General features: G+C 26.8%; 13 protein-coding genes and 1 pseudogene. 11 read left to right on the top strand and 3 right to left on the bottom strand.

The window, feature by feature from the left end:
* The 3 genes and pseudogenes from ACRC28_RS03935 to ACRC28_RS03925 all read left to right on the top strand — a co-directional run.
* Positions 1-378: pseudogene (locus ACRC28_RS03935) on the top strand (hypothetical protein); the annotation flags it as partial.
* Between the two features lie 122 nt (positions 379-500).
* Positions 501-968, top strand: coding sequence for a hypothetical protein (locus tag ACRC28_RS03930; RefSeq protein WP_438542151.1), 468 nt, complete (start codon positions 501-503; stop codon positions 966-968).
* A 27-nt stretch (positions 969-995) separates the two neighbouring features.
* A complete protein-coding gene (locus ACRC28_RS03925; RefSeq protein ID WP_438542150.1) occupies positions 996-1,661 on the top strand; it encodes a hypothetical protein in 666 nt (221 codons plus the stop codon).
* 42 nt (positions 1,662-1,703) lie between these two features.
* On the opposite strand, the gene ACRC28_RS03920 is transcribed toward ACRC28_RS03925, so the two are convergent.
* Entirely contained in the window at positions 1,704-3,098 is a 1,395-nt protein-coding gene (locus tag ACRC28_RS03920) for a DUF5050 domain-containing protein (RefSeq protein ID WP_438542149.1), read from the bottom strand.
* Positions 3,099-3,256: 158 nt separating this feature from the next.
* Here ACRC28_RS03920 and ACRC28_RS03915 point away from each other — a divergent pair, with 158 nt between their 5' ends.
* On the top strand, positions 3,257-3,985 hold the full coding sequence (locus tag ACRC28_RS03915; protein WP_438542148.1) for a hypothetical protein: 729 nt from the start codon (positions 3,257-3,259) through the stop codon (positions 3,983-3,985).
* A gap of 45 nt (positions 3,986-4,030) precedes the next feature.
* Positions 4,031-4,369 (top strand): DsrE family protein, encoded by a 339-nt coding sequence (locus ACRC28_RS03910; RefSeq protein WP_438542147.1) that lies wholly within the window; start codon positions 4,031-4,033, stop codon positions 4,367-4,369.
* 49 nt (positions 4,370-4,418) lie between these two features.
* Here the strand turns inward: ACRC28_RS03910 and ACRC28_RS03905 are convergent, their stop codons facing one another.
* Together ACRC28_RS03905 and ACRC28_RS03900 are read right to left on the bottom strand one after the other, a co-directional pair.
* Positions 4,419-6,164, bottom strand: coding sequence for an ABC-F family ATP-binding cassette domain-containing protein (locus ACRC28_RS03905; protein WP_438542146.1), 1,746 nt, complete (start codon positions 6,162-6,164; stop codon positions 4,419-4,421).
* A 150-nt stretch (positions 6,165-6,314) separates the two neighbouring features.
* Entirely contained in the window at positions 6,315-6,683 is a 369-nt protein-coding gene (locus tag ACRC28_RS03900; protein WP_438542145.1) for a hypothetical protein, read from the bottom strand.
* Between the two features lie 190 nt (positions 6,684-6,873).
* Here ACRC28_RS03900 and ACRC28_RS03895 point away from each other — a divergent pair, with 190 nt between their 5' ends.
* The 6 genes from ACRC28_RS03895 to ACRC28_RS03870 all read left to right on the top strand — a co-directional run.
* Positions 6,874-7,434: a lytic transglycosylase domain-containing protein gene (locus tag ACRC28_RS03895; RefSeq protein WP_438542144.1), complete on the top strand. Its 561-nt coding sequence runs from the start codon at positions 6,874-6,876 to the stop codon at positions 7,432-7,434.
* Between the two features lie 67 nt (positions 7,435-7,501).
* Positions 7,502-8,035, top strand: coding sequence for a hypothetical protein (locus ACRC28_RS03890; protein WP_438542143.1), 534 nt, complete (start codon positions 7,502-7,504; stop codon positions 8,033-8,035).
* 77 nt (positions 8,036-8,112) lie between these two features.
* The gene (locus ACRC28_RS03885; RefSeq protein ID WP_438542142.1) at positions 8,113-8,877 is read left to right on the top strand and encodes a flavodoxin family protein; all 765 of its coding nucleotides are present in this window, start codon (positions 8,113-8,115) and stop codon (positions 8,875-8,877) included.
* A gap of 37 nt (positions 8,878-8,914) precedes the next feature.
* Complete coding sequence (locus ACRC28_RS03880; protein ID WP_438542141.1) at positions 8,915-10,126, top strand: GNAT family N-acetyltransferase; 1,212 nt, start codon at positions 8,915-8,917, stop codon at positions 10,124-10,126.
* A gap of 144 nt (positions 10,127-10,270) precedes the next feature.
* Positions 10,271-11,224: an ABC transporter permease gene (locus tag ACRC28_RS03875; protein ID WP_438542140.1), complete on the top strand. Its 954-nt coding sequence runs from the start codon at positions 10,271-10,273 to the stop codon at positions 11,222-11,224.
* Positions 11,214-12,145: iron chelate uptake ABC transporter family permease subunit (locus ACRC28_RS03870; RefSeq protein ID WP_438542139.1), on the top strand; the 932-nt coding region annotated here is incomplete at its 3' end. The genes ACRC28_RS03875 and ACRC28_RS03870, both read left to right, overlap by 11 nt.

The raw sequence follows: 12,145 nt of genomic DNA, 5'->3' as shown, positions 1-12,145 counted from the left end.
GAAGAGGTGAAAATATCTGTGGGAGGATTTTCAGAAGGATATGAGTATCTAGAAGTTAATTTTATAGAAAATAAAATAAGATATATGCATTCCTTAAAAACTAAGGGAGAATATATCCAAAAGGAAATAGAAAGAGTTGAGATAGAAGATTTTATTGAAAAGTTGAAGGAAATAAAATTAGTTACATGGAAAGCAAATTATAGTGAACTTGGAGTTTGTGATGGAACTCAGTGGTCAATAAAGATAGATACAGCCACAGAAAAAATAGAAAAGTATGGTGATAATAAATACCCACCTCAGTGGAAGGGTTTTTGTAAATTGATTGAAAAGGTGAAAATAAAAAATTTTAAAGATGAAATAGAAAAGATGGAAGAGTAATGTTTTAAAGAAGCAGAGTAAACAAAAAAAGGTTTGCTCTGTTTTTGCTTGAAAATAATATTTACTATATTTTAACATATGATGCGAAAAAGAGTGCTATTATGGTAAAAAGGAGAAAAGATATGAGTTTGGATAGTATACATTATAAGAAGATAGAGAACCTACAAGGAGAGATAATTGAATATATAAATAATATATATTTAAGGAAAATAAGAGAAGATAAAGTTGGAACTTTAATAGATCAGTGGAATAAAAAAAGTGATATGTTAGATAAAATTTCTATATCTTTTGCAATAGAAGGAAATTTTAAATTGAAAAATATAAGTGAAGAAAAACTTAATAAAGAAATTAATCGAGTTTTGTTTGATGAATATATAGATGAGGCTTTTGATAGCTTAAAGGAAATAGAATTAAGAATAGCAACAGAAGAAAAGATAAATATTAAAGTTAATCGAAAAAGATTGGAAGTTATGATTAAAGACCATTTAAGAAAAAATATAATAACTATTTTTAATAGAGATGATATAGAATTTAAAGGAATTATCTTAGTTAATAATGAAGAAGAATTAGAGATAATAAAAATTCAATAACTAGGAAATTAGGGGGAATAGATACAGGTGAAATTAAAATTTGATAATTACTGTAGGTACTTAATTGAACAGTATAATATTAGAAATGAAGGAAAATATAAATTAGTGTGGGGAGAAAATATAATTAGTGAATTTAGCATAAGTGCTAAAAGTTTAAATAAAGACTTGTGTAATACGAGATTAAATTTTTCAAAGAAAGAATTAGAAGAGAATAACGTGGATTCTTTAGAAAGTTTAGCTAACTACATGGGAATAGATTTTGATAAATTTATAGCTAAAATAATAAATGAGGGATTTATAAAACCACAGTCTGATACAAGAGGAAAATCCTTTATACCGGTTTGTTATTATACTATAAAAGAGATAGAGAATGAATATGGTGAAAAAGTTAAGGTGAAAGAAGTTACAGAAGTAACTGAATCTTTTAACAAATGTATTTTTTATGCAATTATTAGTTATAAAAAAGAGTTAAAGGGCTTTGATAACAAGCTAAATATTATAAGAAAAGCGTTGCTTGTATGTATAGTATTGGGAATATTAAATTTGGGACTAATTCAACAATCAATGAATAGTGTAAATATAGCTAGTACAACACAGAGTCAAAATATGTTTCCATACTTTTCAATGATTGTATTAGTAATAGCAATTATAGTATTATATTTGTTATCTAAGAATTATAAAGAAGCTAAATAAAATAAACAAGGACTACTTCAAAGGAGGAAGCCCTTGTTTGTTTTATTGATTATACTCAAATTTTTCTACTTTTTTATCATTTTCCATAAGGTACGCTGGCATCATACCTTGATTAGGAATTTTATAAACTCTTTTAGTATCCATCTCTACAAGGTATTGATTTATCATAAAATCTTCAGATAGCTCAAATGATAGAACCTTTCCTTTAAGCTTTATATTCCATGATTTTGCAAGGGTAGTCCATTTTTCAGAATCATCAGAAAGAGGGTATAATTCAGCACCTTCCGCTTCAGATTTCTTTATATTAGATTTATCAGCTTTTAAGATTAACTCACGAGCTAAATCTTCATTACTTATGCCTACTTTAGGTTTAGGCTCAGGCTTTGGTTCAGGTTTTTCATCAGGTTTTGAATTTTCATCTAGAGAAGTTACTGGTGGAGCAAAATCACCATATAAAGTGTTTTTCTCAAGGTCATACATTTTCTTTATTTCTCCATAATCGGAATAATACAAAATATTATCAAATTCAAAAAGATGGTTGTTTTCACTCATTTTTGTACTATGAATAGCTTTAGTTTCTCCTGTTAAAAGGTCAAGGTATGAAAGACCTTTTGAATTTAAATAGAATACTTTATTTTTAGAGACTAAATAAGAACTTTCTGAAGGTAAGTTTAGAACTTTTGTATTGCCATTGTCTTTAATCTGTAAAAAAGTATTTTTAGAAAAATCATAGACTTCGCAAATTATAGAATCTTCAGTTTGTCCTAGAAAGGTTATTATATTTTGTTTATTTTCAACGGGGAAAACTCGTTCTTTATTTATAGATACATAACTAAAAAGTTCACGACTTCCAATTATAGACCTATTTTCATCTATAAAAGAAAAAAGTCGTGTAGCTACAGGACTACTACTTATAAGTTTATTTTCCTTTAAATCATATTTATTTAGCTGAAAATCAGAGAAGCCACTATCATTTTTACTTGGAAAAGATGTTACATAAAAAAGAGCATCATTTGAAATTATAATATCATTAACTGATGTTGCTAAAACTTCTTTATTAGAAACACCATCTAAATCAACTCTTATTAAATCCCTATCAGAGCAGTAGTAAAGTTTATCTTTATATACATTTAAAGACTTTGCAGGATCACTATTTAGTTTTTCAGATGTGGAAGGATTTCCACCTTGTCTAAAGACACCAGGAATATTACTAGTAGAAGAATAAAACATATCATTATATTCTGCTACAAAAGAGTATGAATCATGCTTAGTATTAATAGAATTATTAATTGTATTACCAAAGCTTCTATGAAAGTCATCCTCAGAAGGTTTTGTAGAAGTAGTGGTGTCTGGATTAGGTTTAGATGTAGTTTGATTTTTTTCACAGCCTATAAGCAGGAAAACTGATATAAAAATTAAAGGAAAAAATTTTTTCAAAGTTAAATCACCTCTTTTAATATTTTGTGTAATCAAATTTACATAGATTTGATATATTTAATTCATTTTAAATATATGTTAACAAAGTAAAAAATATATCTTTATACCTAGTTTACAATTTATAGAATAGTGTGTAAAGTTATATTGAGGTGAGTTGTATGGGAGAAATATGGAAAAAAGAAAGGAAAGCCTTGCTTAAAATTATGTTAGTTAATTTTCTAGGAGTTTTAGTCTTATTAACTTTTATGATGGAGAGTATAGAAATTTTTATAAAAGGTGAAACAGTTATTGGTGTTATAGAAGGCTTTATTCGTGAAGATACAGGCTTTACAAATGAAGAGGGAGATAAGGTTTATACTGAAATTCCAATAGTTAATATAAGTATAGCTGGAAAAGAAAGAAGAATTGAATTGGAAAATTATATAACTGGAGGATGGGCTTTATTTTCTAGAAGAGTAGAAGGCGATAATATATTTTCTGAAGGTGAAAGGTTAAAATTAAAGTATTTAGAAAAAAAGAATAAAGCTGTAATAAAGCCATATTTTATTTTTAGAGAATCAAGGAAGTTTTTTAATAATATATTAGGACTCTTATTAGTTACAGTTATGTTCCATTATAATAATAAATTTAAATCAGAAGTGAAAAAGCTTAGTATAAAAAATGAGGCTTTACTAGGAATTATAGGGAATTTGTTTCAAGGGATAATATTATTTTTAATAGCACCTATGTTTATAAAAAGTATAGTGAAATCTCCATTTAATTTTATAGATTATTTTTGTGTTGGATGTTTCTTATTACCTGGATTAAAGTTATTAAGGAAAGATTTTAAAGTATTTAATGAAAGTAAGATAAAAGAAAAAAAGATACTAGAAAGTGGTATAATATAAATATAGATTATCTATATACAAACAAAAGGAAAGAAGATGTTTAAAATGAAATTATTAATTCATGTTGGCGATTTAGAAAAATGGAAAAAAGCAATTGGAAACGCTAAAAACACAAAGAAATTAGAAAAAGATTGCCAGATTGAAATTATTGCAAATGGAGTAGCAGTAATAGCTGTTAAGAAAAAAATTTCAGAAAATCTAGGTTTAAAAGAAGATTTAGAAAGATTAGAAGAGCTTGGTGTAAAAATAAAGGTTTGTAATAATTCATGTACAATGTTTGATTTAAAAAAAGAAGAATTATTAGAAGGTATTGAAGTTGTATCGGCAGCAGTAATTGAAATTTTAGAAAAACAAAAAGAAGGCTATGCATATTTAAAAGCTTAATTATAAGAGAAACACCCTTTTGCAATATAAATGCAAAAGGGTGTTTTAATTATCTAAGTTTTTTAATTAAGCCTTCTAAAGTAAGAGCTAATTCTTGAGCTAAGATAAAGTCTTTGTTTTTTAAAGCTTTTTCTATTTGAAGTTCAACAGATTTCTTTTCTTCTTCAACTTCTAAATAGTTTTTACTAAAGTGATTTTCATAAATCATCTTTTTAAATTTCTTTATGTTCATTCTTCTAATAGTTTTATCTTCTACTATAAATATAGTATTCATACAGTTTACTATTGAATAGAAGTCATGTGAAACCATTATAATTGAACCAGTATATGTTTGCATTGCTTTTTCAAGTGCTATTTGAGAATAAGTATCTAAGTGACTTGTAGGTTCATCTAAAAGTAATAGATTATAATCACCTGCAGAAATTTTAGCAAGTTGAAGTAAGTTTTTCTCACCACCTGAAAGGCTTTCTATTTTTTGATTTATAATCTCAGTATCAAGACCAAAGTCAGATATATGAGATACTATTTCATCACGTGTTTCAAAATCAAGCTCAAAGAATTCTTCTAAAACAGTATTGGAGTTATTTAAAGTTACTCTAGGGATTTGTGAAAGATAACCAATCTCTGCATTTTCATTAAGCTTCATAGCTGGATTTACATTTTTATAAATCTCTTGAAGAAGAGTAGTTTTTCCAGTTCCATTTGCACCTATTATTGCAATTTTATCACAAGGTTTAATTTCTAAATTAACATTTTCTAAAAGAACTTCTTCAAAAGCTACACTATAATCTTCAATATTTAAAAGAACTTCATCTTCAGGAAGTCTGCTTGATGTAGCTAAGTAAATACGTGGTTCTTTAAGTTCTATGAAAGGAGCCTTTATTTTACGCTTTTCTAATCTTTCTTGAATTTTAACTCTAGCTCTTAATTTTCTACCTCTAAAAGCTTCAGCATTTTCTTCAGCTAAATCTCTTAATCTATCAATTATTTCTTCATTTCTTTCAATTTCTAAATCATCAGCAATTGATAATTCTTGAAGTTCAATTTTAGTTTGAAGAAGATAGAAGTTATAATCAATGTAATTTCCTTCGAATTCTTGAAGTTCTTTATTTTCAAGGTGAAGAATTTTATTAAAGCAATGATTTAATAAATATCTGTTATGAGTAACAACAAGGATTGTTCCTTCATGTGAATTAATTAAGTTTTTTAAAGAATTAAGATTTTCAAAATCTAAGAACACATCAGGTTCATCCATAATTATTAAATCAGGCTTATTAAGCATAGATCTCATAACTTGAACAAGCTTAAATTCACCACCACTAAGTTCAGAAACAAGCATGTCTTTAAGCTTAGTCATATTAGCTAAGTTTAAAGTTTTATCTATAATATTAGGAAACTCATGACCATTAATTGCATCAAAAGCGTCTAAAGCTTCTTGATATTTTATAAGTAATGGTTCAATGTCAGAAGCTGTTCCCATTTCTTCGCAAATAGTATCAATTTCTTTTTGAAGTCTAATAAATTCTTCACTTACATAATCAAAAACAGTAATTTCTCTTAATTTATCATTTTCATTAAATTGACTTACGTAACCTATTTTAAGGTTTTTGTCCATTTCAATTTTACCATCAAACATAAAGTTATCTGGATTTATAAGTATATCTACAAGAGTACTTTTCCCACTACCATTAGTCCCTATAAAAGCACAGTGATTACCTGTTTCTATTGAAAAAGAAATATCTTTATACAAGTCTTTTTCAGGGTAAGAGTAAGAAAGGTTTTTAACGTTTATCATCTGAATACCTCACTTTATCATTAAAAAAGTGAAGACAAAGCTTCACTTTTTAGAATTTAAATTAATATTCATAGCATAACATCTTTTTAAACTAAGTTCAATCATAGGGAGTAAAGAAAAGAAATCTATAGAAAGAATCTTTTTTTAAAATTAGTTTTTTGAATCTAACTTTTTCTTTTCCTCATTAACAATTTTTTTCATATAGACAGCGCCCTTAGATACAATTCCACCCCATTTGATAGTAGCAACAATGCCAGGAAGATTTTTGTCTTTTGAATGACGCTCTAAAAATCGCTCACGACGGACAATCCATTTTTCAAGAGATTTAGAGTGTCCTTTTTTTCTAGCCTTTTTCCAGTTTTTAAAAGCAGTATTTCCATATTCATTTCCACCTGCTTTCCAAATCTTTGGATAATCAGCTTGTAGGCTTTCTGCAAATTCATAATTAAATTGTCTAAACTTACTATTAGTTAAAGAAATTTTCTTGTTATCACCTTTGTTTGGGAAATTAGTTATCATAGTAAATACCTCCATTTAATTAATCTTTAGTAAAATAAATTTTTGTATACAAATAGTTTGTCCTAAATCTTATAAAAAATACATATTAATGTGACATAAAAAAATTAATATTAACTTATAAAATAAAAAGGACTAAATATGTTAAATAAAACATAAATATGATAGAAGTTTTATAAGGAGTTTAAAAGAGATGAAAAAGATAATAATATTAATTTTAAGTGTGTTACTAATTTTAGGACTAGGGAATTTAGGAAGAATTTTATGGAAGAGATATGAATTTAAAGCATATCCTTATAAATATATAGATATAGTAAGCAAGTATTCAAAAGAGTATGATTTAGATCCACTTTTTGTACTTTCAGTTATAAAGGTTGAAAGTAACTTTGAGCCAGATGCAAAATCAAATGCAGATGCAATGGGGCTTATGCAAATAACAGAACCAACAGGAGAAGATATTGCAAAGGCTCTTAATGATTCAGATTTTAAAGCAGATGATTTATATAATCCAGAGAAAAATATAGAGATGGGATGCTATTACTTGAGAAATCTTTATGATGAGTTTGGAAAGTGGGACTTAGTTATAGCAGCATATAATGGTGGACGTGGAAATGTTCAAAAGTGGCTTCGTAATAGCCAATATTCAAAGGATGGAAAATTAACAGATATACCTTTTCCAGAAACTGAAAAGTATGTGAAAAAGGTAAATAAGGCATTTTCAGTTTATGAAAAATTATATAGAAATAAAAAATAAATGATTAAGGGTTCATATATAAGGTAAGACTATAAAAAAAATAAAATAGTAGTTGGAGAAAAATTATATGAGAAAATGGTTCAAGAGAATAAGCTTTATATGCACTTTATTAATCATAGGGGGCATCTGTACTTTAGGACTTAAGGAAAAAGATATTAAGGTTACAGCACAAAAAGAAGAAGAAGAAAATCTTTTTTTAAAATATGAAAATGAAAGGTTTGGGTTTTCAGGAGTATATCCAAAGTTTTTAACAGAAAAATTTGGAAGTGAAAATGGTGATGGAATTATTTTGAAAGATAAAAATAATGAAGTTACATTAATCATGAGTGGAATAAACAATATATTAGAAGAAAGCCCTAAGGTTTTATTAGAAAATGGAAAGAAAAATAAAAATATTTTATATGAAGAAGAAGGAAAAGACTTTTATAAACTTTCATGGGAAGAAGAGGGTATAGTAAAATATGATTATAGAAAAGTTGGAAGTAAATCTATCCAAGGCATCTTAATAGAATATCCAAAGTCTAGGGAAAAAGAATTTGAAAAAGTGATAGAAAAAATAAATGAAAATTTTAAAACAGGAAACTTAGAAGAGTTTTCTTAGAAGAAAAACATCTTACGAAAAAGTAAGGTGTTTTTTTATACCAAAACCCATATAATGGAATTATAAGGGGTGAGAAAATGAAATGTGTAGTTATTCATGGAAGTCCTAGAAGAGGAAATACATGGGACGTTTTAAATAAAGTTATAGAAAATATGAAGAAAACAGATGAAAGCTTTGAATTTGAAATAATAGAATTAGCTAAAGAAAAAATTCCAAATTGTACAGGATGTTTTAATTGTATATTAAAGGGAGAAGAATTATGTCCTCATAAAGATAAAATAAAGACTATAGTAGAAAAAATTAATGAAGCTGATGGATTAATTTTAACAACTCCTGTATATGCTATGAATATGACAGGAACACTTAAGGGATTTTTAGACCATATAGCCTATAAATTTCACAGACCAACATTTTTCAAGAAAAAGGCTTTAATAATTGTTACAACAGCAGGGGCAGGACAGAAAAAAGTAGCTAAAGATATAAGTGAAGTTTTAGGGCATATAGGAATAAATTCTATAAGAAAATTAGCAATTGCGTATAGAGGAATAGAGTTAAACAATAAAAATAAAAGTATTATAGATAAAGTTTCAAAAAAATTTGCAATAGAATTAAAGTCAGGGAAAATAAAAAAACCAAATTTAAAAGCAGTATTTATGTATAATGCATGGAAAGGCATGGCAATGAATAGTGATAAGGAAAGTGCAGATTATAAACATTGGAAGTGGAAATCTATAAAAAACATTCCATATGATGAAAATGTTAAAGTTGGATTTATTGCAAAGGGTGTAGCTAAATTTAGTTATAAATTAATGTGGAATTTAACCAAGAATAAAATGAAATAAAAGCTAAAACAATAAAAGGTGAAAGGAAGAAAAATTCATGGTAAGCAAAAGAAAATTAAAAATGAAAAAAGTAGGAATTGAACATCTTGAAGAATATAATAATTTATTACGATATGTTTTCCAAGTAACTGATTCAGATTTACAAAAGCTTGGTTGGGAAGAAAAAGAAATAATAAGAGCAAAATCACCAACTTTAGAAAAAGCAGAAGTTTTTGGTTGGTTTGATAGAGATAAATTAATATCTCAAGTAGCAATATATCCTATGAAGGTTAGAATTTTTAATAAAACTTATGATATGGGCGGACTTACAGGAGTTGGAACCTATCCTGAATATTCAAATCACGGGCTAATGCATAAATTGTTATATAAGGCATTAAAGGATATGAAAGAGAAAAATCAAACAATATCATATTTATATCCATATTCAATACCTTATTATAGAAGAAAAGGGTGGGAGATTATATCTGACCAAATTGTTTATGAAATAAAAGATTATCAACTTCCTAAAAACAAAATAGTAAAAGGTGAAGTACAAAGAGTTAGCATAGAAGGAAAAGAAGTTAAAGAAGTATATGAAAAATTTGCAATGCAAACACATGGAGCACTTTTAAGAGATGATTTAGCTTGGAATGAATACTGGTTATGGGATACTGACGATTTAACAGCAGCAATATATTACAATGAAAAATATGAAGCTGAGGGGTATGTACTTTACTGGATTAAAGATGAAGTGTTTTATGTAAAAGATATGATTTTTACAAGTGAAGAAGCTAGAAATGGTTTATGGAACTTTATAAGTGCACATTTTTCTATGATAACAAAGGTTATAGGAAATACATTTACAGATGAGCCATTAGCATTTTTACTTGAAGATGCAGATATAAAAGAAACTATTTCACCATACTTTATGGCAAGAATTGTTGATTTAGAAGGATTTATAAATAGATATCCTTTTAAAAAAGATACTGTAGAAAGAGAATGGATTTTTAAAATGGATGATCCAATTTTAGAATGGAATAGAGGCGTATTTAAGCTAAAGATTGACACTGATGGAAATGGAAAAATAGAAGTTTCAAAAGAAGAAACAAAAAATAAGTTAGATATTCAAACAATGACAACTATGCTTTTAGGATATAAAACTCCAGATTATTTATATAAAATAGGAAGACTAAAATGTGATAAAGAAACGTTATGTATGTTAGACGATTCAATTGAGCAACAAAGTCCATATTTTTCAGATTATTTTTAAAAAATAAAATAAATTTAAGAGAGCTATTAATTTAAAAAAAGAAATTAATAGTTTTTTTTATTAACAAAATATTGACATTGAGAATTGTTATCAATATAATATGAATGAAAGATGAATAAAAAGTAAACGTAAGAGGAGGGAAAGATGAAGAAAAGATATTTAATAATTTTTATTACAATACTTGCCGTCTTGTCTGTTTTTGTAGGAGTTCAAGAAATTAAATTAGGGGATATTTTTAATTTAAGTAGTGAACAGCTTATGGTTATAAGTGTGAGTAGAATTCCTAGACTTATAAGCATAATAGTATGCGGAGCTTCTATGAGTATTTGCGGACTTATAATGCAGCAGATAAGTAAAAATAAATTTGTATCGCCAACAACAGGTGGAGTTATAGATGGAGCACAACTTGGTTTAATCTTTTCATTAATAATCATTCCTAATGGTGGACGAGTTGGTCAAATGATTATATCCTTTATTTTTGCATTAATTGGAACATTTATATTTATGTTTATATTGAAAAATCTAAAGGTTAAAAATGCAGCTTTAGTTCCTTTAGTTGGAATAATGTTTGGAAATATTGTAGGTTCAATAACAACCTTTATAGCATATAAATATGATTTAATGCAGGATGTTACAGCTTTTATGCAAGGAAATTTTGCAACTATTATTGAAGGGAATTATGAAATTCTTTATATAACAATTCCTTTTATAGCTCTTGCATATCTTTATGCTAATAAATTTAGTATTGCAGGAATGGGAGAAGATTTTGCTACAAATTTAGGGGTGAATTATAGCTTGATTGTAAATGTTGGGCTAGTAATTGTAGCAGTAGTTACAGCAAGTGTTGTAATAACAGTTGGAAGTATTCCTTTTATAGGTCTTATAGTACCTAATATAGTTTCTATGTACAGGGGAGATAATTTGAAAAATAATATATGGATTACAGGAATGGTAGGAATTATATTTGTTTTAATATGTGATATTCTTTCAAGAATTATTATTTTTCCATATGAAATTCCTATTGGATTAACTGTAGGTGTTATAGGAAGTATAGTATTTTTACTTATTATCTTTAGGAGGAAAAGAGATGGAAACTAGCATAAAAAGAGAAAAAAATATACATAAAAAAATAGGAATCCTCTTAGGAATAGCTACATTAGCAATAGTCCTGTATTTAACTTATGGTGTAAAGGCTGGTAGCTTTGAGTATGTAATAAGTAGTAGATTATCAAAGATAGTTTCTATGATTTTAACTGGTGGATGTATAGCTTTTGCATCAGTAATATTTCAAACTATAACAAATAACAATATTCTTACACCAAGTGCAATTGGATTAGATTCCTTATATGTATTAATTCAAACCATTATAGTATTTATATTTGGGACAAGCAGTGTTTTTACAATAAATAAAAATTATAACTTTTTAGTATCTGTAGTAAGTATGGTTTTAGTAGCCTATGTTCTTTATAATAAACTATTTGAAAAGCTCCAAAGAAATATAGTTTTTATACTTTTAGTAGGAATGATATTTGGAACTTTATTTAAAAGTATATCAACCTTTATGCAAGTGGTAATAGATCCAAATGAATATGCAGTACTTCAAAATAGCCTTTATGCAAGCTTTGGTAATGTAAATACTGAAATTATATTAGTGAGTATAATAATGTTGCTTTTAATGGTGCCTTTTATTTATGATGATATAAAGTATTTAGATGTGTTATCACTTGGAAAAGACCATGCTATAAATTTAGGAGTAGATTATGAAAAGCTTTCTAAGAAGATGATTATAGTGGTAGCTATTTTAATTTCAATAGCAACAGCTCTTGTTGGACCTTTAACCTTTTTAGGGCTTATAGTTGTTAATTTAAGTAGAAGCTTGGTAAAAAGTTATAAACATAAATATAGTTTAATTAGCTCAATTTTCATAAGTATTATAGTTATTGTAGGAGGTCAATTTTTAGTAGAAAAAGTATTTACCTTTAGTACAACATTAAGTGTAATTGTAAACTTTTTAGGGGG

The sequence above is a fragment of the Clostridium sp. genome (assembly GCF_051650885.1).
Lineage (GTDB): Bacteria > Bacillota > Clostridia > Clostridiales > Clostridiaceae > Clostridium.
This window is presented reverse-complemented; position numbering and strand designations above follow the sequence as displayed.